18 protein-coding genes are annotated in these 19,544 nt (G+C 69.5%); 12 read left to right on the top strand and 6 right to left on the bottom strand.

The features are described 5' to 3' along the window. Nucleotides 1–11: 11 nt before the first annotated feature. Complete coding sequence (locus ACWDRW_RS26410) at nt 12–743, bottom strand: hypothetical protein (RefSeq protein WP_451726537.1); 732 nt, start codon at nt 741–743, stop codon at nt 12–14. A gap of 478 nt (nt 744–1,221) precedes the next feature. Here ACWDRW_RS26410 and ACWDRW_RS26405 point away from each other — a divergent pair, with 478 nt between their 5' ends. From ACWDRW_RS26405 to ACWDRW_RS26370, 8 genes are all read left to right on the top strand, one after another. Continuing rightward, nucleotides 1,222–3,171 (top strand): hypothetical protein, encoded by a 1,950-nt coding sequence (locus tag ACWDRW_RS26405; protein ID WP_451726536.1) that lies wholly within the window; start codon nt 1,222–1,224, stop codon nt 3,169–3,171. Nucleotides 3,172–3,471: 300 nt separating this feature from the next. Then, nucleotides 3,472–4,143 (top strand): hypothetical protein, encoded by a 672-nt coding sequence (locus ACWDRW_RS26400; protein WP_451726535.1) that lies wholly within the window; start codon nt 3,472–3,474, stop codon nt 4,141–4,143. Beyond that, on the top strand, nt 4,134–5,219 hold the full coding sequence (locus ACWDRW_RS26395) for a hypothetical protein (protein WP_451726534.1): 1,086 nt from the start codon (nt 4,134–4,136) through the stop codon (nt 5,217–5,219). Before ACWDRW_RS26400 ends, ACWDRW_RS26395 begins: the two co-directional genes overlap by 10 nt. Before the next feature lie 37 nt (nt 5,220–5,256). After that, a complete protein-coding gene (locus ACWDRW_RS26390) occupies nt 5,257–5,541 on the top strand; it encodes a hypothetical protein (RefSeq protein WP_451726533.1) in 285 nt (94 codons plus the stop codon). Nucleotides 5,542–5,590: 49 nt separating this feature from the next. Next, nucleotides 5,591–6,931, top strand: coding sequence for a putative T7SS-secreted protein (locus ACWDRW_RS26385; RefSeq protein ID WP_451726532.1), 1,341 nt, complete (start codon nt 5,591–5,593; stop codon nt 6,929–6,931). 13 nt (nt 6,932–6,944) lie between these two features. After that, nucleotides 6,945–7,358 (top strand): hypothetical protein, encoded by a 414-nt coding sequence (locus ACWDRW_RS26380; RefSeq protein WP_451726531.1) that lies wholly within the window; start codon nt 6,945–6,947, stop codon nt 7,356–7,358. Next, the gene (locus ACWDRW_RS26375; RefSeq protein WP_451726530.1) at nt 7,348–8,007 is read left to right on the top strand and encodes a hypothetical protein; all 660 of its coding nucleotides are present in this window, start codon (nt 7,348–7,350) and stop codon (nt 8,005–8,007) included. The genes ACWDRW_RS26380 and ACWDRW_RS26375 overlap by 11 nt, the downstream gene beginning before the upstream one ends. Continuing rightward, complete coding sequence (locus tag ACWDRW_RS26370; RefSeq protein ID WP_451726529.1) at nt 8,004–8,618, top strand: hypothetical protein; 615 nt, start codon at nt 8,004–8,006, stop codon at nt 8,616–8,618. The genes ACWDRW_RS26375 and ACWDRW_RS26370 overlap by 4 nt, the downstream gene beginning before the upstream one ends. A gap of 22 nt (nt 8,619–8,640) precedes the next feature. Here ACWDRW_RS26370 and ACWDRW_RS26365 read toward each other — a convergent pair whose 3' ends face one another. Both ACWDRW_RS26365 and ACWDRW_RS26360 read right to left on the bottom strand, forming a co-directional pair. Continuing rightward, a complete protein-coding gene (locus ACWDRW_RS26365) occupies nt 8,641–9,201 on the bottom strand; it encodes a hypothetical protein (protein ID WP_451726528.1) in 561 nt (186 codons plus the stop codon). Between the two features lie 72 nt (nt 9,202–9,273). Continuing rightward, nucleotides 9,274–9,576 carry a WXG100 family type VII secretion target gene (locus ACWDRW_RS26360; RefSeq protein ID WP_363159324.1) on the bottom strand — a complete coding sequence of 101 codons (303 nt, stop codon included), beginning with the start codon at nt 9,574–9,576 and terminating at the stop codon, nt 9,274–9,276. 342 nt (nt 9,577–9,918) lie between these two features. Here ACWDRW_RS26360 and ACWDRW_RS26355 point away from each other — a divergent pair, with 342 nt between their 5' ends. After that, complete coding sequence (locus ACWDRW_RS26355) at nt 9,919–14,571, top strand: FtsK/SpoIIIE domain-containing protein (protein ID WP_451726527.1); 4,653 nt, start codon at nt 9,919–9,921, stop codon at nt 14,569–14,571. A 4-nt stretch (nt 14,572–14,575) separates the two neighbouring features. Here ACWDRW_RS26355 and ACWDRW_RS26350 read toward each other — a convergent pair whose 3' ends face one another. Together ACWDRW_RS26350 and ACWDRW_RS26345 are read right to left on the bottom strand one after the other, a co-directional pair. Beyond that, on the bottom strand, nt 14,576–16,393 hold the full coding sequence (locus tag ACWDRW_RS26350) for a protein kinase domain-containing protein (RefSeq protein ID WP_451726526.1): 1,818 nt from the start codon (nt 16,391–16,393) through the stop codon (nt 14,576–14,578). 79 nt (nt 16,394–16,472) lie between these two features. After that, nucleotides 16,473–17,321 (bottom strand): menaquinone biosynthetic enzyme MqnA/MqnD family protein, encoded by an 849-nt coding sequence (locus tag ACWDRW_RS26345; protein WP_451726525.1) that lies wholly within the window; start codon nt 17,319–17,321, stop codon nt 16,473–16,475. Nucleotides 17,322–17,603: 282 nt separating this feature from the next. Between ACWDRW_RS26345 and ACWDRW_RS26340 the strand changes: the two genes are divergently transcribed. After that, a complete protein-coding gene (locus ACWDRW_RS26340) occupies nt 17,604–17,807 on the top strand; it encodes a cold-shock protein (protein ID WP_003992177.1) in 204 nt (67 codons plus the stop codon). A gap of 99 nt (nt 17,808–17,906) precedes the next feature. On the opposite strand, the gene ACWDRW_RS26335 is transcribed toward ACWDRW_RS26340, so the two are convergent. Then, nucleotides 17,907–18,473, bottom strand: coding sequence for a helix-turn-helix domain-containing protein (locus ACWDRW_RS26335; RefSeq protein WP_451726524.1), 567 nt, complete (start codon nt 18,471–18,473; stop codon nt 17,907–17,909). Nucleotides 18,474–18,541: 68 nt separating this feature from the next. On the opposite strand from ACWDRW_RS26335, the gene ACWDRW_RS26330 reads away from it, so the two are divergent. Together ACWDRW_RS26330 and ACWDRW_RS26325 are read left to right on the top strand one after the other, a co-directional pair. Then, nucleotides 18,542–19,231: an AzlC family ABC transporter permease gene (locus ACWDRW_RS26330; protein WP_451726523.1), complete on the top strand. Its 690-nt coding sequence runs from the start codon at nt 18,542–18,544 to the stop codon at nt 19,229–19,231. Then, on the top strand, nt 19,228–19,542 hold the full coding sequence (locus tag ACWDRW_RS26325) for an AzlD domain-containing protein (protein WP_451726522.1): 315 nt from the start codon (nt 19,228–19,230) through the stop codon (nt 19,540–19,542). The genes ACWDRW_RS26330 and ACWDRW_RS26325 overlap by 4 nt, the downstream gene beginning before the upstream one ends. The last annotated feature ends 2 nt before the right edge of the window (nt 19,543–19,544 follow it).

Raw genomic sequence — 19,544 nt, 5'->3', positions numbered from 1 at the left:
TGTGCCGCCTTCTAGTTGCTGCCGGGGACGCGCACGACGGCCACTTCGCCGTTGGACGCGGCCTGGGCGAGGGGGGCGGCTTCGTCGGTGTCGACGGTCACGGTGATCGTGTAGTTGGTGCTGCCGACGAGGTCCTCGCCCTTGTCGCCGGGCACGGAGGAGATGGTCGCCTGGTCGACGATGACGCCGCTGCCTCCGGCGGTGGCACCGCCGCCGGTGTCGGCGTCGTCGGAGTTGGAGTTCGAACCGGTGGCGCCGACGCGGTAGGCGGCGACGACGTCGCCCACCTTCAGCCCGGTCGGGTACTGGCCGGCCTTGAGGGAGAGGCCGACGGTGGCCTTGCCCTGGGCGGGCCCCGCCTCCTCGCCGAACATCTCACCGACGGCGACGGCTCCGGCCGGGATGGTGTTGACGGCCTTGAGCTTCTTCAGGCCCTCCAGCTGGTTCCACTTGACGTAGTGGATGCTGTCGTCCTCGGCGACCATGACGGAGGTCACGCTGTCGTCGGTGACGGAACCGCCGGCCGGGATCTCCTTGGTCACCTTGACGACCTCGACCCGGTCCCCGGCCTGGAGCACGAGCATGGTCGCCCCGAGGGCACCCACCAGGATGAGCAGCACCGCCAGCGCGGCCAGCGCGGGTTTGCGCTCGCGAGGAGGGGTGGGAAGCCGGTCACCGACCGCAGGCTGAGCCGGAGCGGCGGAACGTCCCGCGCCCGCCCCCGTACGCTCTTGGATCTTCACGCAACCGCTCCCCGTACACCCAAGAAAATGTCTGCCAAATACTCTTCGAATCCGGACACTTCACCCGTTCCTGCGCGGATAACCAGCGGCTGGGCGAGTGTCAAGCCATCGCACCGTACCAGCCGCCCATAAGCCCCTCAAGGCGCGTCCGGCCCCGTGCGGAGCGGGGACCGTACTGTTACCCGTCCGCAACGGGAAGCCCACGTGCCCCAGTTGTCCTCATGCTTTGAGCTGCGCCGTTCTGCGTGTCAGCGGAGCAGGGCCCGCCCCGGAGCGCTCCCCTCACACCTCCCCCATGCACCCTGCACGATTCACTCACGAGAGCGGGAAGCGGCCGGGGGCCCGCCCTCACAAGACCGTCGCGGTTTCGCAGCAGCGAAGGGCCTGAGTAGAGTGCCGCGGTGAATTGCTGCCGGGCACGGGGGAGGCGACAGTGAGCAGGATGGGCGTGCGCGAACTCAGCTCTCGAATAGGGACGTTGCTCGTTCTGAGCACCCTGGCAGCACTGTTCGCGGGGTTCGTCACAGCCACTCCCGCACGCGCGGCGGACACCCAGGCGAGCTACCTCGCCGACCGCCTCCGCGAGAACCCGGTCTACGTCAGCGACCAACTCCCCCGCGAGGTCCCGAAGTCGATGACGCGGGACTTCGCCCGGGTGGCGAAGGGCACGGGCGTACCGACGTACGTCCTCGTGCTGCCCAGCGGCGCCGCGTACGACGACGGGCTGCTCGGCGCCGTGCACGACCGGCTCGGGCGGGACGGGCTGTACGTGATCCTCGACGAGTCGTCGGTGGCGTCCGCGATGGCCTACGGCGTCTCCGTACCGGTCGACGACGCACTCGCCGTGACCCTCTACGAACTGCCCTACGACGCGGGCCCCCTGCGCGAGCTCGAGCTGTTCGCCGAGGTCGTCACCCAGGGCGCCGAGAAGGCGGCCGCGCGGGCGGAGTCGGCGCGCGCGAAGTACGAGGACGGCGAGCCGGCCCCGATGTACCTCGGCCCGTCCGACCGCGAGAACCAGTCCTTCCTCACGGGGATGCTCATCACCGGCGCACCGCTGCTGATCGTGCTGCTGGTTCCGTACGTACGACGGTTGCGGCGCCGTAAGCGGACCGGGCGCTGGTGGGTGGCTCCCGCCGCCGCCCTCGCGACCGCCGGCGTCATCGTCGTGACGGCCCCCCTCGTCTTCGACCAGACGAGGTCCAGTGCCTCCCCCCGCCCCCGCGCGATCGACCTGAACGCCCGCCTCGACCGCGTCGTGGAGGGTCTCGCGCAGGCTCCGGTGTACACCGACCCGGAGAGCCCGCGGGTCCTCGACGCCGCCCAACTCACGCGGCTCCACGGTCGTATCGAGAAGTTCGAGCGATCCGAGGGCGGCGGCCCGGTCTTCGTGTCCGTAGTCCCCCAACTGCCGGAGGACGAGTCCGAGGGCGACGGGGAGATGTTCGCGGACTCGCTCCACGACAAGCTCGGCGAGGACGGGCTGTACGTGGTCGCCGACCCGCTCTACGGCGACATCGAGGTCTTCAACCACGGCCTGCGACTGGACAGCCTGGACCTCGCCTTCGAGCTCCCCGACTCCATCGCCCTCGTCGACGACAAGGCGCGGGAGGCCGACGACCATCGCCTCGGCGAACGGCTCGACGCCCTGATGAACCACCTCGACAAGGCCCCCCGCACGGAGGACCCGGACAGCATCGGCGACCCCTACCCGGTCACCAACCCGGTCACCGAGGACGACCTGCCCACCCTCTACGGCGCCGACGACTTCGAGCCAGGCCTGTTCATGGGCGCCCTGGCGGGGGGCGCCGTGTTCGGCCTGGTGGCGGCCGTCATCGGCATCGTCCGCAGGGTGATCCGGCGCCGGCGCCCCGAGCCCCTGGCGACGGACAGCCTCCCGGAGGTGTCGCCGACGGAGCCGTCGATGTCGTACCTGCGGACTGTGGCGAAGACCGAACTCCGCGCTCTGACCAGGGGCTTCGAGGACGCCCCACCCCGGTCCGACCCCCGCCCCGGCGACTGTCTCGACGCGGCGACGCTGCTACTGGACGGCGACCCCGGCCGTATCGCGGACGCGGACGCCGCCACCCTGCTCGCGGTCGTGGTGCTGGCCCGCTCCGGCAGGGCCGCGCTGGAGGGCAAGGGGTACAACCGCTGCTGCGCGGTCAACCCGCTGCACGGCCCCGCGGTCAACCGCCACCACGTCCGCGTCTCCGCCGACACCCGGGCCCGACGCATGCTCCACCTCTGCGGCCTGTGCCTCGACACGGCGATCGCGGCCCCGTCCACCCTCCGCACCCGCATGCTCACCCTGCCCGGCTCCGAGGCACGCGTGCCGTACGAGGAGGCCGACGACCTCCTCACCGCCGTACCCGACGGTGTCCGCCGCCTGATCGAACGGGTGAAGGAGCGGGTCCATGTCCCGTAGCGGTCGCGCGGCCACGGCGATGGCGGCGGGTCGTCGCTGCAGCGAGGCGGGGACGGGCTCGCGATAGCTTCCGCGAAGGGGTGGGTCGGCGGCACCCCGAGAACCGCCGCCTCCGCCGACTGCTCTCCGAGACCGACGTCACTCTCCAGCGGCTGCGTTCAGGACATCGAGGGCACCCCATTTGTGCCACTGAGAGCCCACTTGGCCACCTCCGACCGCGGGTTCCGCCTGGCGAACCCAGCAGCCCCACAGATACCGTCAGTGCCCTCAACTGCATCTGCATCTCACGGGGAGTCCACTGTGAAGCGCCGCTCTTTGCCCGTTGCTGCCGCGCTCGCCGCGACGGCGGCCCTGCTGCTGACAGCGTGTGGCAGCGAGGACGACAAGTCCAGCGACAACGACAAGATCGCCGGAGCGGAACAGGGATCGGAGAAGCCCAAGGAGTCGGCGGCGGCGTCGGGAGTCCCGGCGGAGACGAAGCCGGACGGCGTGGACGTGTCGTTGCCGAAGGACATGAACCTGGTCTTCGACTGGGAGACGCCGGAGGACGAGAACGAGGCGGCGGCGATGGCCGACGCCGCCAACTTCTTCCGTGCCATCTATCGAGGCGTGGACACGCGGACCACCGAGGACGCGGCGGTCACCTCGTACTCCACCGGCGATGGACTGCACTACGCGACCACGCAGATCAACGCCTGGATCGACGGCGGCTGGACCGCCACCGGCACACTGCGTCACTACGACGTCAGCACCCGGTCCGCCGAGAACGGCACATCAGTGGAGGTGGCGTTCTGTGCGGACGCCAGCAAGTTCTTCGGCAAGGAAGTCAAGGGCGGGAAGGTCCTCAAGACCGAGCCCAGCGTCGAGGACTTCGACTACTACAAGATCATCATGGTCAAGCACCCCACAGGGACCGACCTGTGGCAGGCATCGAAGGTGTTCGTCGAAACGAAGGCGGCGAAGTGCCAGTGAAGACGTCGCGCCGCGCCCTCCTCACCACCACAGCGCTGACCCTGGCCTTCAGCACGTTTGTCCTCACGCAATCGGCGTACGCAGGCAAGCCCGTGGGCTCCGGTGAGGGAGCCACGGAGGAAACAAACGGCGGCAGTGACAACACCGGCATTTACGCTGCCGCACGAGTGACCTACTCCGGCTCCGTCGCCAAGAGCGGCGGCAAGGGCAACGTGACGTCCACCGACGTCAACTGGACGCCCCCGCCCTGCTGGTACGCCCCCTACCTCGGTGCCAAGGACTTCAAGGAGAAGATGTCCAAGGACATCGACGGCCAGATGTCCGCACCCGGCATGGGCGGCCACGCGGGCGCCGCGCTCAGCGAGCTGCAGCGGCACTACGAGGACGAGTACGGCTGGACCGACACCCCCGGCTACAAGGACTACAACGTCGAGAAGGACGGCGAGGGCATGTTCTGGGCCGCCGTGGAGAACCCCGACGAGCCGGACATCCTCAAGCGCAGCTCGTGCAACGACCTGCCGTTCTGGGTGGACAACGGCGAGGCCCCGCCGCCCCAGTACGAGCAGGCGATCACGCCGGAGATACTCGCGGCACTGGCCTACCAGCACATGCAACTGCCGGACACGAAGGTCACGCTGGCCCCCGAGGCGATCACGAAGGTGAACCTCCCGACCTGGGCCTGGCTCGACAAGGCGGTCTTCGACGAAGTCCAGGCGACGGCGGCCATCAACGCCCCCGGCTTCAACCTCCAGGCGACAACGACAGCGAAGCCGGTCTCCCTGAAACTGGAGCCGGGCACGGCGGACGCGGAGACGTACCCGGCGTCGGGCGAGTGCACGATCGACGAAGACGGCTCGATCGGCGAACCGTACGCCAAGGGCAAGGCCGACCAGACCCCGCCCTGCGGCCTGAAGTACCTCCGCTCCTCCGGCGACGGCACCTTCGCCCTCCAGGCCACGATCACCTGGGAAATCACCTGGACCGGCACCGGCGGAGCCGGCGGCGACCTCCCGAACGGCACCTTCGGCAACGACCAGGCCGTAACGGTCCAGGAAATCCAAGCCGTCAACCGCTGACTCTCCACGGTCGAACAGTGAACAGACAGGAGGATTCATGTCGGACTTGGTCGTCGACTTCACCTTGCTCAGTACGTCGGCGAAGCAACTCGAGGCCATCCGGGACGAGTTCAAAAACCTCGGAGAGTGGAAGGACGACATCACGTCGGTGGTCGGCGCTTCGGAGCTACGGGATGCGATGGGTGAGTTCATCGACAACTGGGACGACAACCGCAAGAGGCTGCTGGAGTCCTTGAAAACGGTGGGGACCATGGTGGAGGGCACCCGCGACGCCTTCAAGGGCCTTGACGACGACCTGGCCAAGGTCGGCAAGTCGAAATAGCCGGCTTGCTCACATTCATGATTGATCCCATCTCGCACAGGGAAATTCAATGACCCGCCCCAAGGACTGGCATCCGCTGCGTGAGAGCGATCCCGTACCCGGAGATCCGGCGGGAATTCGCGATCAGGTAAAGCACATGAAGAAGATCGCTGAGTACCTGCGCACGCAAGCAGCCGCGCTCACCGCGATGGCTGACGCCGACAATCTCAAGGGTAAGTACGCCGAGAAGCTCGGCGAGGAGTCACGAGGTCTGGGCCGGAAACTCGACGAGGCAGAGGACCGGTATCGAGAGGTGAAGGGCCACCTCTCCAACTGGGCCGATGAACTGGAAGACTTCCAGAAAACGGCAGACAGGGCTCTCACGGACGCCAAGGAAGCGCAGCGCGTCATCGACAGTCATGCCGCCAAGCCCAAGGACGCCGCGAAGGACAAGGAGAAGGAGAAGGGCAAGGACTCCGGGGAGTCGCCGGACGAAGACCCCGCACTCAAGCAGGCCAAGGAAGACCTGGAGGACGCCCGCAAGCGTCTGAACACCGCTGAGGGGGATTACCAGGAGCGCTCAGGCCACTTCGCGAGCAAGATTCGATCCTCCATCGACGACGACATGAAGGACAGTTGGTGGACCGACTTCAAGGCCTGGGTCGCGGACGCGGATTGGTTGAAGGACTGGACCGAGCGCCTCAGTTGGCTGGCGACCGCCGCAGGAATCGTCGCCATGTTCATCCCTGTCGTGGGATGGATCGCACTCGGTCTGACCATCGCGGTGACGCTGTCCCATCTCACCATGGCCGCCACAGGGAACGGCTCATGGTTTGACGTCGTCATGGACATCGGTGCGCTGAAAATGGCCCGAAACGGCCTCAAGGCGGCGAAAGCCATCAAGGGGCTGCAGCAGAGTTCCCGCGCCACTGCCTCCGGAGTCGCCAACACGCAGAAGGCCGCGCAGTCCGCCCAGCGCAACGCCGCTGCCCGCGCCAACGCCCAGCGGGCGTCACGGAGGCGCGGCGGCACGTCGGGCAACAAACGTCGCGCCGCCAGGGCACGCAAATTGAACCTTGAGGCCAAGAACCGGGCAGCCGGCGAGAAGGCCGCTGCCGAAGTCCGCGATGCCGCGTTGCCACAGGCCACCGTGCGGGACAAGGTCAGTACCATCGGCGACGCGAAGCTCAGTCAGCAGATGAAGGACATCAAGAAGTGGCGGGACGAGTACCCGGACAACCCCACTCTGGCCGACAACGCGGCACAGGCTCAACGACACCAGAACACACTGCAGGGCTCCTGGGCGGTCGGCACCGGGCTCGACATGGGCGACAAGTTCGGCAATGACGTCTCCGGTGGCGAGTACGACAGGATGAAGGGGCGCATGGAGGCGCCGGTCGGTCAGTGGTGAAGGAAGAGTTCGGATGAGCAGTCGAATCGGTGCAGGGGAGAAGTCAGGGTCCGCGCAGGAGCGCATCGACCGTTCCCTGCTGGCCTTGAAGGTCATCCTGGTGATCGCCATCGTGCGGCTGCTCGTCGGCCCCGCGACCGAGGATCTCCTCGGGAACAAACTGATGAACCTGCCGACGTGGGAATGGTCCCTGTGCGCCCTCACCCCGCCGACGCTTCTGTTCCTCTGTCGCAGCCCGGCGAACTGGAAACGGCTGTCGTACGACGTCATCTATGTGAAGTCCGCCGCTGGGCTCTACCTCTTCTACGCGACGGCTTTCGTCGCCTTCCAGGGCGGATGGGTGCTCTGGATCGCCGTCGCGGCCTCGCTGGCTTCCTTCCTGGGTATTTGGTGGCTGAACCGTGAGGAGCGTTCGAGTGCCCGCTGAGCAGGCCGAGTCGATGGGCACCGCCATCACCGGCTATCGCATCATCCTGCCTGACGACTGGGCACAGATTCCCCTACGTCACGGCACGGAGGAGGCGATCCGTCATATTCTGGACGAGGCCTTCGGCGTCATTCCCGCCGATGCGCCGGCAGACAGCGTCGGCCCGTTCAAGCGTGAGCTGGAACGTCGTTTCCGTGCCGCTGTCGCCCAGGCACAGGAGAGCGACGCGCTCGACCTGTACATCCCGGTGAAGTCGACATCCGGGGTGAACCTGGGCGCGTCGATCGTTGTGTCCGAAAGCCTGCTGCCGAACCTCGGCACAGCGGCGGACGCACACGGCGCCCCGACTGATATCGCCGTACAACTGCTGGCGCAGGACGGCGTCGAGGACGCCGACCTGAGCTCGGGGCAGTTGGACGGAGCCCTCGCCGTGCGCCGGGAGCACGTCGTGTCGGCCCACCCGGACCAGGGTGTCGAACTCGGCTCTCGCCGGGTGGAGTACATCGTGTCCGTACCGGACGATCCCGACCGATGGTTCGTCGCTGCCTTCTCGACGGTGGGAAGCGGAGATCCGAGGGATGATCTGGCCGATGCACTCGTCGAATGGTTCGACGCAGTGATGGCGACCCTTCGCTGGAGCCATGGATGAACGACTTCTTCGCCATTCTCGACATCGAGCACATCGACCTCTATCCGTGGACGGTGATTCCTCCCCGGTCCGACGAGGAGAACCCGTTCGAGGCGTGGGTCGACATCGCCGCATGGTGCCGTGAGGAGGCCGAGGATCTGTGGGACGACCGCGAACTCGATCCGGGCCCGAACGGCGTCGACTTCGTCGCCGGGACCTTTGAACGCTGTGCGCAGGCGTTTTCTCCGCCAGGCTCCGACCATTGGCTCTTTCTGCACCGCGACCAGCCGACTGACCTGCCCTTGCCCGTGTGCGCGGCCGTCGGACCGGCTTCGGGCCCGCGAGACGCAACGCTGCGCGCGCTCACCATGGCGGATGATCCACAGGCGGTCGAGCCCCCGGTCGTCAAGCGCTTCACATCGGAGTACCTGGGCGAGGGACTGACCGCGTTCCGCTACGTGACCGAGGAAGGCTCGCCCCGCCTGCTCGCCTGCGTGCGCTACGCGTGGCGGGTCGAGGAGTGCGGTGCCGACGTCGTGATCTGGACCGCCACAGAGGACACCGCCCGCATTCTGCGGGCCGCCGAGGACATCGAGGATCTGGCGCGATCGCTGACGATCTTCAATCCCTGAGCCTCCGAGGCTCCCCCGGCAATTACCGCATACGCTCCCGCGCCGCCCGGCTCTTCCCCCCGCCCTTCTTTCGAAGCCGTCGCATGCGGGCGCGCTCCCGTGCCGCGCGCTTCTCGGACGCCGCGCCCTCCACCGAGAGCACCAGCCAGCCCACGACGATCACGGCTCCCGCGTAGGCCAGCAGGGCGCTCCCCGTGCCGGGGATGTAGGCGCACCTCGGGCCGTCGGAGTGGCAGTTCCTGCCGGGGAGGGATGCGAACAGGTAGTAGAGCGGGCCGACGGCGGCCAGCCAGCACACGCCGGATCCCGCCGTACGCAGTGCGCGTCGCGCACCCGCGCTGCCGCTCCCCCCGAGCAGCAGGCCGCCGCATGCTCCCGCCACCGAGATCAGTCCGAGTACCGCGCCGGCCGCCCAGGATCCGCCGGGAAGACCTACCAAAGCCGGCGCCGTGGCGCGGGCGAAGCTCTTCCAGAGGCCCAGGACCAGCAGGAAGAAGCCCACCACGGCGGCTCCGAAGCCCACGGCGCAGGTCAGTCCAGCGCCGATCTCAGCGCGAGACCGCGCGCTCAAACGCTCTGCCATCAAGTCCGTTCCTCAGCCGCACGCCGATGCGGCGGTGCGACGGCCGAACCGTCGCCCCGCCGCATCACGGACTCACTTGCCCCGAGCCTGCTTCGCCAGCTCGTCGTCGATCTGCTCGAACTTGTCCGCCGCCATGGTGAGGTAGTCCCCCATGCCGTCCAGACCGTCCAGCGTGTCCTTCGAGCCCTGGACGAACTCCGTGAAGTTCTCGTCGAAGGCCTTGGAGGAGCTCTTGGTGACGTAGCCCGACTCAACGAGGTTGTTGATGTACTTCTTCAGGCCGTCGAGCTTCTCCTGGAGCCGCTCCTTCTCCTTCACGACATGCTTGGCAGCGTCCCGCATGTCCTGATATGTGATGTCAAGGTCCTTGGCCATGAAGCCGCTCCCTCCAAAACGCCGCAGGGCCAACCCCCGTGGCTCCCTGTTTGCGGTCCGACAGTCACCGGCCGACGTCAACTCGCTTGTGACAGCCGGTGTTGGCCGGTGTGATCGACCGCTCTTGAGGCAGCAGCCTACTTGTGCGACTTGAGGTGTCACATCCCAGCGTCGTGAACAAGGCGTCCTGAGGTCGTAACGACACCCGCACAAGTCATTGCCATCGGGAAGCCCTCCGCGCCGACCGGCTGTCCGCGCCCCGCGCCCAGCGGATATCGTCGGGCTCCTACTGTGACCAGCGTTGTGGAAGCGGTCGCAGGGGCAGCGGGGAGGACAAGAGACGTGCGCCTGACTCTGACCGTCGTCGACCCCTTCGGCGGCGGCACCGCCGACGTCGTACTCGATGCCGATCCTGAGTCCACCGTGGGGGACATAGCGGCCGAGTTGGCCAAACAGGTCGGGCACAGCGGGGCTCAGATCATTCCCATCGGGCAGCCCCAGCACGTGCCCGGCAACAACGCCCCCCTCCTCTACGTCGACGGGTACGCCGTCGATCCATCCGCCACCGTCCTCAACTCCCCACTCCGCGAAGGCGCCGTCGTCAGCCTTCAGGATCCGTCCGGGTGTCTGCCCGGTGAGCCCGCCGGGCTCGTCGAACTGCGGGTCGTCGGCGGGCCCGTCGCGGGGTACGTCCACCGCCTCGGTGTCGGGCGCTACGACATCGGCAGCGGGCCCGCCAGTCACATCCGTATCGACGACCCCGAACTCGACGCCCGCGCCCTCACCCTCTCCGTCGCGACGGACGGCACCTGCCGGTTCAAGGTCCACGGCGACCTCGACGGTGTCTTCCTCGACGGCACCCCCGTCGACGAAATCCTCAACCCCAAAGAGGATGACAAGGACACAAAGAGGAAGAAGAGGAAGGAGAAGCGGCAGCAGGACACGGAAGCCGAAGCCGTCGCGCCCGCCGACCCCGACCTCTGGACCTTCGGCGCCCAGATCGCCATCGGCAACACCCTGGTGGAGCTGGCCCGTTACTCGCCGCCCAACGCCGCCCTCAAGTGGTCCGACGACGGCATCGGGCTCGACTACAACCGGCCCCCACGGCTCCGGCCGCCCGAGCGGCAGACCCGGTTCCGGCTGCCCTCGTCGCCCCGTGAGTACGAGGCCCGGCCGCTGCCGTGGCTCATGGCGCTCACCCCGCTCGTCGGCGCCGTCGTCGCCGTGCTGATCTTCCAGCGCTGGTACTACCTGATCATGGCGGGCCTCAGCCCGATCCTGCTCTTCGCGAACTACTACAACGACAAGAAGCACGGCCGGAAGTCGCACGCCAAGCAGGTCAAGGAGTACGAGGAGCAGAAGGCCCGGATCGAGCAGGACGCGCAGGACGCTCTCGTCGCCGAACGGAACGACCGGCGGCAGGCCATACCGGATCCGGCCACCGTTCTCTCCCTCGGCACCGGGCCCCGGACACGGCTCTGGGAGCGGCGGCGCACCGACCGCGATCATCTGCTGCTGCGCGTCGGCACCGGACAACTCCCCTCCGAGGTGGTCCTCGACGACCCCGAGCAGGACGACCACAAGCGCGAGGTCACCTGGAAGATCGAGGACGCCCCCGTCGCCCTCAACCTCCGCGGGCTCGGTGTCATCGGCATGGCCGGACCCGGCGACTCCGCGCGCGCCATGGGGCGTTGGGCCGTAGCGCAGACCGCCGCTCTGCACAGTCCCATGGACGTCCAGTTCTACGTCCTCAGCGAGCAGACCGCGCAGGACAGTTGGGACTGGGTACGCTGGCTGCCGCACGCCAGGCCCTCCGGCGGCCAGGACATCAACGTCCTCATCGGCACCGACGCCGAGACCGTCGGCGCCCGCATCGGCGAGCTGACGCAGATCCTCGACGCCCGCAAGAAGGCCGCCGAGCAGAATCGCAGCCAGGGAACCTCGTTCAGCGACCCCGACATCGTCGTCGTATGGGACGGGTCCCGGCGGCTGCGCTCCCTTCCCGGGGTCGTACGGCTGCTGCGCGAGGGCCCGTCCGTCTCCATGTACGCCCTCTGCCTCGACGCCGAGGAGCGGTTCCTGCCCGGCGAGTGCCAGGCCTTCGTCGTGGCCGAGCCGAAGGCCGTCGAACAGCAGAACCAGCAGCAGCCCCAGGCGCAGCAGGCCCCCGGCGGCTTCCCCTCCTTCCAGGCCTGGCACCAGGCCGCTCCCGAGCCCGCCCACTCCGCCGCGCCCGACAAGCTCCGCCTCCGGGTCGAGGAGGCCGGTGCCGAGCGGCGCAAGGACGTGCGGCCCGACTTCGTGTCCAGCTCGTGGTGTCTGCGGCTGGCCCGTTCGCTGTCCTCGCTGCGGGACATCAGCGGGGAGACGGAGGACTCGGCGCTGCCCGGCGCCAGCCGGCTGCTCGACGTTCTCGAGCTCGAACCGCCGACCAGCGACGCGATCGTCGCCCGCTGGCGGATGGGCGGGCAGTCGACCCTGGCCGTCATCGGTGAGTCGTACGACGGGGCCTTCGGGATCGACATCCGCAAGGACGGGCCGCACGGCCTCATCGCCGGTACCACCGGTTCGGGTAAGTCCGAGCTGCTGCAGACCATCGTCGCCGCGCTCGCCGTGGCGAACACGCCCGAGAACATGACCTTCGTCCTCGTCGACTACAAGGGTGGCGCGGCGTTCAAGGACTGCGTCCATCTCCCGCACACCGTCGGCATGGTGACCGACCTCGACGCCCACCTCGTCGAGCGGGCGCTGGAGTCACTGGGCGCCGAGCTGCACCGGCGCGAGCACATTCTCGCCAAGGCCGACGCCAAGGACATCGAGGACTACCAGGACCTCGTCAGGAGGGACCCGAGCCACAAGCCGGTGCCCCGACTCCTGATCGTCATCGACGAGTTCGCCTCGATGGTGCGCGATCTGCCCGACTTCGTCACGGGACTTGTCAACATCGCCCAGCGAGGACGGTCCCTCGGCATCCACCTCCTCCTCGCCACCCAGCGGCCCTCCGGCGTCGTCTCCCCGGAGATCCGGGCCAACACCAACCTCCGTATCGCCCTGCGCGTGACCGACGGCGGCGAGTCGACGGACGTCATCGACTCCCCCGAGGCCGGCCACATCTCGAAGAGCACCCCGGGTCGGGCGTACGTCCGCCTCGGGCACGCCTCGCTCGTGCCGTTCCAGTCGGGCCGCGTGGGCGGACGCCGGCCCGGTGCCGCGGATCCCGCCGTCCTCATGCCCTGGGTCGGGCCGCTGGCCTGGGAGGACCTGGGCCGTACCGCCCTCACCAAGCCCAAGGCCGAATCCCGCGAGGACGAGGAGATCACCGACCTCAAGGTGCTCGTGGACACCATCCGTGACGCCAACCGCTCGCTCGGCATCCCGCCCCAGCACAGCCCCTGGCTGCCGGCGCTGGACGAGCAGCTGCTCCTCGACGAGATCCCGGCCCCCGAGTTCACCCCGGCGCCCGGCAGACTGGCGCCCGCGGCCTTCGGTGTCGAGGACCTGCCCGCGATGCAGTCCCGCCGCCCGGTGGCCGTCGACTTCGCGAGCTTCGGCCATCTGATGATCGGTGGCGCCCCGCGCAGCGGCCGCTCGCAGGTGCTGCGGACGATCGCCGGTTCCCTGGCCCGTACGCACTCCACCGCCGATGTGCACATGTACGGCATCGACTGCGGCAACGGCGCCCTGAACGCGCTGACCCGGCTGCCGCACGTCGGCGCGGTGGTCAGCCGCAACCAGACCGAGCGGGTGGTCCGGCTCGTCAACCGGCTCAAGGGCGAGCTGGACCGTCGCCAGAATCTCCTGGCCGACAAGGGCTTCGCGGACATCGGCGAGCAGCGGGCCGCGGTCGCCGAGGAGGAGCGGCTGCCGCACATCGTGGTCCTGCTGGACCGCTGGGAGGGCTGGGTGCCCACCCTCGGCGAGGTCGATCACGGCGCGCTGACCGACGAGTTGCAGACGATGATGCGGGAGGGTGCCTCCGTCGGCATCCACCTCGTCCTCACCGGTGACCGAACGCTGCTGGTGGGCCGTATCGCCACCCTCACCGAGGAGAAGTACGGTCTGCGGCTGGCCGACCGCAGCGACTTCTCCACGCTCGGCATCCCGGCCCGCAAGGTGCCCGAGGAGATACCGCCGGGCCGTGCCTTCAAGAACGAGGCCGGTACGGAGACGCAGTTCGCGCTGCTCGCCGAGGACACCACCGGCCAGGGGCAGGCGGCGGCGCTGGCGGCGATCGGCGAGGCGGCGGCCGTACGGGACGCCGAAGTGCCGCGCGCCAGGCGGCCGTTCCGAGTCGACAGCCTGCCCAGCCGGATCTCCTTCGGCGAGGCCTGGGAGCTGCGCGACCCGGATGTGTCCCGGTCCAAGCTGTACGCGCTGGCCGGTATCGGCGGCGACGAGATCGTCGGCTTCGGCCCCGATCTCGCGCAGGGCGTCCCGTCGTTCGTGATCGCGGGTCCGGCGAAGTCCGGTCGCTCGACCGTCCTGATGAACTTCGCGCAGTCCTTCCTGAACCAGGGCGCACGGCTGATCGTCGCGGCCCCCAGGCAGTCCCCCGTACGCCAACTCGACGGTGTGGCAGGGGTGCTGAAGGTCTTCACGGGCGACGACATCGACGAGGACGAGTTCGAGGAGCTGATCGACGACTCGGAGCCGTCGGTCGAGAACCCGATCGTGGTGCTCATCGACGACGGCGAACTCCTCGAGGACTGCGACGCCGAGAGCCAGATGAAGAAGATCGTCTCCCGGGGCGCCGAACGCGGGCTCGCGCTCGTCATCGCCGGTGACGAGGAGGACGTGTGCAGCGGCTTCTCCGGCTGGCAGGTCGACGCCAAGAAGGCGCGCCGCGGCATCCTGCTCTCCCCGCAGGAGTCCTCCAGCGGCGACCTCATCGGCGTCCGACTCAACCGCGGCATGGTCGGCGGCCAGGCCGTCCCCGGCAAGGGCATGCTGCACCTGGGCGACGGGGAGCTGCGGACGGTCGTCGTGCCCGGCTGAGCGGCTACTCGATCCGTGACAGCCGGGACGTCGGTTTGCCCGACTCGGCGCTGTCCGAGGCGTAGTCGAGGTCGTCGCCCACCGGGGTGAGGGTGACGGTCGTGATCGCCGGGTTGCAGCCCTTGTGGTTGGACTCGGCGCCCGCGGACGAGGCCACCAGCCGCTTGGCGGACACCGTCTTCAGGGTCAGTACGTCGTTGCAGACCCCGCCGAGCAGGTCGGTCTGGCGGAGGGTGCCGAGCTTCTCGCCCGTCTTCGCCTCCTTGACGGTGAGGCGGAAGGTGCCGAGCGGAAGCTTGCCGTCCAGGGCCACGCCCTGGCCCTCCCAGGTGCCGAGGTAGGCGGCCAGGGCGTTCGCCCCCGCGGGGGCGGAGGCGCTGGGGACCTGGGAGTGGGCCGAGTCGGCGTTCGAACCTCCCCGGTCGTCCCCGGCGTCCTCCGGCAGCAGGTCCAGGACGAACACCGAGCCCACCGTGACCGCCGCCAGCGCGCCGGCCACCGCCAGCGCCACCGTGCAGCTCATCCGGCGGCCCCGGCCACCGGCACCCGGCACCGAGGTCGCCGCGACGGACACCGACAGCCGGCCGGGCGACCGGGTCGCCTTGGGCGGGGCGTCCCGCGGCTCGGGTACGGAGGCGGGGGAGAAGTCGGGAACGGACGCTGGGGAGGGAACGGACCCTGGGGCGGAGACGGGCGCGGGGGCGGGCACGGCCGCAGGGGCGGGCACGGCCGCGGGGGCCGGGGCGGCATCGGGCGGCGTCATGACCGGCGGCGGACCGAACTCCCCTACGGAACCGACCGGAGCCGCGGAACTCACCGGACCGCCCGGGCCCACCGGCGCCGGCGCGACCGAACCCACCGCACCCGTCACCCTCCCCACCGACGGACTGCTGAACCCCACCGGCCCCGACGGCTGTTCCCCGCCCGTCGCCTCCAGGTTCAGCACCTGCACCGCGCTCCGGCTCACCCGCTCCACCACAACCCCCGGAAGCCACCCCTGGGCCACCAGACCCGCCGCCCCCTGCGGGGCCAGCCGTCGGGCCAGCTCGCCGGGGGTGGGCCGGGCGGCGGGTGTCTTGTTCAGGCAGGCCTCCACCACGTCCCGCAACTCGCCCTCCAGCGAGCCGAGTTCTGGTTCCTCGTGCACGACCTTGTAGAGCAGCGCCGCCGAGGAGTCACCGGAGAAGGGCTGTGCGCCCGTCGCCGCGTACGCCAGCACCGCGCCCAGGGAGAAGACGTCCGCCGCGCCCGTGACCCCCTTGCCGACGATCTGCTCGGGCGACATGTAGCCGGGCGAGCCGATGGAGACGCCGGTGGAGGTGAGCGACGCCGTGCCGTCGGTGGCGCGGGCGATGCCGAAGTCGATCAGGAGCGGACCGTCGAGGGTCAGCAGGACGTTGGACGGCTTGACGTCCCGGTGCACCAGGCCCAGTCCGTGCACCGCCGCGAGCGCCTCCGCCAGCCCGGCCCCCAGCACCCGTACCGAGTGGTCGGGCAGCGCGCCGGTGTCGGTCACCGCCGCCGACAGGGACGGCCCGGCCGCGTACGCCGTCGCGACCCACGGCACCGGTGCCTCCGGGTCGGCGTCCAGGACCGGTGCCGTCCACGCGCCGCCGACCCGGCGGGCGGCCTCGACCTCGCGCCGGAAGCGGGTGCGGAACTCCTCGTCCAGCGCGAAGTGCGGATGCACGATCTTGACGGCGACCGTGCGGCCTCCGGCGCTGCGCCCCAGGTAGACCCGGCCCATGCCGCCGGACCCGAGCCGGCCGAGCAGCCGGTAGGGCCCCACGACGGTGGGTTCGTCGGCTCCGAGCGGCTGCATGGCGTCCCCTCCCCCGTTGAACTCCCAGCAGACTACGGCCTCAGCGCGCCGGGCTCCCCAGGGCGGGAGCAGCTGCCCCTCAGGGCTGGAGCAGATCGACCTTCACGTCCGCCGGGAAGCCCGTCGTGGGCCCCACCCGCCGGGCGAACTCGGCGACCGCCGCCAGCTGCGGGCCGCCGAAGCGGAAGTCCAGCGTGGTGAAGTACCGCTCCAGGACGCGCTCGTCGAAGGCCTCCCAGCGGGCGGCCTGCTCGGCGACCTTGCCGACCTCCTCCAGGGAGAGGTTGCGGGAGGCGAGGAAGGCCTCGTGGACGCGGCGGGTGATGACCGGCTCGCGCTCCAGGTAGTCGCGCCGGGCGGCCCACACGGCGAAGACGAACGGCAGCCCGGTCCACTCCTTCCAGAGCGCGCCGAGATCGTGCACCTGAAGGCCGTAGCGCGGTCCGTCCAGCAGGTTGGCACGCAGCGCCGCGTCCCCGATGAGTACGGCCGCGTCGGCCTCCTGCATCATCAGGCTGAGGTCGGGCGGACAGGTGTAGTAGTCGGGCCGCACGCCGAAGCGCTCGGCCAGGAGGAGCTGGGCCAGGCGGACCGAGGTGCGCGAGGTCGAGCCCAGGGCGACCCGGGCACCGTCCAGCTTCTCCAGCGGGACCTGCGAGACGATCACGCACGACATGACCGGTCCGTCGCATCCGACAGCGATGTCGGGGAAGGCGACGAGGTCGTCGGCGTTCTTGAGGAACTCGACCAGGGTGATGGGCCCGATGTCGAGGTCTCCCTGCACCAGCTGCTCGCTGAGCTTCTCCGGGGTGTCCTTCGTCAGCTCGAAGTCGAGGAGCGTGCCCGTTCTCGCGAGCCCCCAGTACAGAGGCAGGCAGTTCAGGAACTGGATGTGGCCGACGCGCGGCCGGGTGCGAGAATTGTCCACATCGCGAGGCTAGACCCTATGAGGTACGCTCCAGACTCCGGCCCCGACGTCAAGTGATTTAAGACCTTCAAACGTCCGGGTGACGTGATCTTGACCTCTATTGCTTTCGCCTGCCCCCGTGCTAGGCTCGCCGCAAGTTGCAGTTTGGTTTCCCTTGCAGTACAGAGCCTGCGGAGCATGTAACCGCGGGCTCTAGTCGTTTTCAGACGTATGCAGTGCGGCATTTGCTCTCACACTTGCAGGTTCTGGAGCAGGGCAACCCTTTGGGCCCAAGGAGGGCTTATGGCTACCGGAACCGTGAAGTGGTTCAACGCCGAAAAGGGCTTTGGCTTCATCGCCCAGGAGGGCGGCGGCCCCGACGTCTTCGTCCACTACTCCGCGATCAACGCGAGCGGCTTCCGTTCGCTGGAGGAGAACCAGCAGGTCTCCTTCGACGTGACCCAGGGCCCGAAGGGCCCGCAGGCGGAGAACGTCACCCCCGTCTGAGGCGAGCCTCGTCTCTGATCCGGAACTGAGAGCAGTACCCAAGGAGCCCCGCGCCGCAAGGTGCCGGGGCTCCTGCCTTTTCATAGACCTTACGGCGGGCTACACGTGCTGCATGACCAGCACGAACGTCGTCCCGGGCGCGAGCGCCTCGTACGAGTGCGGCACATCCCCCCGGTACGACATGTAGTCGCCCGCCGCCAGTTCGACCTGTTCGCCCGTCGGTCCGGCCTTGATCCGGCCCGATCCCACGATCAAGTGCTCCACCGTGCCCGGAATGTGCGGCTCCGATTCGCGGGCCGGGCCCGGTTCGGCTCGCAGGTGGTAGATGTCCCGGCGGGCGCCGGGTGGGCTGGCGGACAGCAGGGTGGCCGCGTAGTCGGACTTCTCCGAGGCCACGGAGGGCCCCTGTCCCGCGCGGATGACCTGGACCGACGGTGTGGGGGGTTCGACCAGGGCGCTGAACGGCACGCCGAGCGCGACCCCGAGCGCCCAGAGCGTCTCCACGCTCGGGTTCCCGCCGCCCGCCTCCAGCTGGGAGAGAGTGGACTTGGCGATTCCGGCGCGTTTGGCCAGCTCGGAGAGGGAGAGGCCGGCGCGGGCGCGCTCCCTGCGCAGGGAGGCGGCGATCCAGTCGAGGGGGAGCTTGGACGGGGGACTGTCGGACATGCTGTTCGCTCCGTAGGTACGATCGTTCGCCTTGACGAACGCGAGGCCATCTGTCCATTGTAGAGAACATGCGTACGGCAGAGCGAACAGCGCGGGTTTCCCGGGAGCTGGTCCGGGACGCCTCCCTCGTGTGGGTCGCGAGCGGGGTCGTCGGGGTCTCCTTCGGGGCGATCGCGGTGGCGGGCGGGCTTCCGATCTGGGTCCCGGTGGTGATGTCGCTGCTGGTCTACGCGGGATCGGCGCAGTTCAGCGCGGTGGGGGTGCTGCTGGCCGGGGGCGGGCCGCTCGCCGCGGCGGCGACCGGGCTGCTGCTGAACACCCGTACGGCGGCGTTCAGCCTCGCGGTCGCCGACGTCCTCGGCGGCCGGGGCCGGCTGTCCCGCCTCGTCGGGGCGCACCTCGTCACGGACGAGACGGTCGCCTTCGCGCTGGCGCAGCCGGATCCGGGACGGCGGCGGACGGCGTTCTGGGTCTCCGGGATCGGTCTCTTCGTCGTGTGGAACGTTGGGGTGCTGGCGGGGGCGCTGGCCGGTACGGCTCTGGGGGACACCGCGGTGTACGGGCTGGACGCGGCGTTTCCGGCGGTGCTGGTCGCGCTGGTGCTGCCGACGCTGCGGGTGGACGCGGCGGTGCGGCGGTGTGCGGTGGCGGGGGCCGCGATGGCCCTCGCGGTGGCGTCGGTGGTTCCGGCGGGGGTGCCGGTGCTGCTGGCACTGCTGGGGCTGTTCCTGTACGGCCGTAAGGGGGGCGTGGCGTGAGCGCGACCGTGGCTCTGATCCTGGCGCTGGCGGTGGGGACGTACGCGTTCCGGCTGGTGGGACCCGTCCTGCACGGCCGGGTCGTCCTGCCCGACCGAGTACGGGAACTGCTGTCGGCGGGTGCGGTGGTGCTGCTGGCGGCACTGCTCGCCACGGGGGCGCTGACGGAGGCCGGGGACTTCGCGGGCTGGGCCCGTCCGGCGGGAGTGCTGGCCGGAGGCGTCCTGGCGTGGCGCCGGGCCCCGTTCGTGGTGGTGGTCCTGGGCGCGGCGGGTGTCGCGGCGGGGTTGCGGTGGCTGGGGGTGCCGTGACC

Source organism: Streptomyces sp. NPDC003635 (assembly GCF_053587635.1).
The sequence above is the reverse complement of the archived record's forward strand: the minus strand, read 5'-3'. Positions and strand labels throughout refer to the sequence as shown.

Bases quoted from the DNA above. Each gene is read 5' to 3' on its own strand.
- ACWDRW_RS26390 (WP_451726533.1), top strand. From the start codon at position 5,257: ATGTCGGACTTGGTCGTCGACTTCACCTTGCTCAGTACGTCGGCGAAG.
- ACWDRW_RS26385 (WP_451726532.1), top strand. From the start codon at position 5,591: ATGACCCGCCCCAAGGACTGGCATCCGCTGCGTGAGAGCGATCCCGTA.
- ACWDRW_RS26380 (WP_451726531.1), top strand. From the start codon at position 6,945: ATGAGCAGTCGAATCGGTGCAGGGGAGAAGTCAGGGTCCGCGCAGGAG.
- ACWDRW_RS26370 (WP_451726529.1), top strand. From the start codon at position 8,004: ATGAACGACTTCTTCGCCATTCTCGACATCGAGCACATCGACCTCTAT.
- ACWDRW_RS26365 (WP_451726528.1), bottom strand. From the start codon at position 9,201: ATGGCAGAGCGTTTGAGCGCGCGGTCTCGCGCTGAGATCGGCGCTGGA.
- ACWDRW_RS26360 (WP_363159324.1), bottom strand. From the start codon at position 9,576: ATGGCCAAGGACCTTGACATCACATATCAGGACATGCGGGACGCTGCC.
- ACWDRW_RS26350 (WP_451726526.1), bottom strand. From the start codon at position 16,393: ATGCAGCCGCTCGGAGCCGACGAACCCACCGTCGTGGGGCCCTACCGG.
- ACWDRW_RS26340 (WP_003992177.1), top strand. From the start codon at position 17,604: ATGGCTACCGGAACCGTGAAGTGGTTCAACGCCGAAAAGGGCTTTGGC.
- ACWDRW_RS26335 (WP_451726524.1), bottom strand. From the start codon at position 18,473: ATGTCCGACAGTCCCCCGTCCAAGCTCCCCCTCGACTGGATCGCCGCC.
- ACWDRW_RS26330 (WP_451726523.1), top strand. From the start codon at position 18,542: ATGCGTACGGCAGAGCGAACAGCGCGGGTTTCCCGGGAGCTGGTCCGG.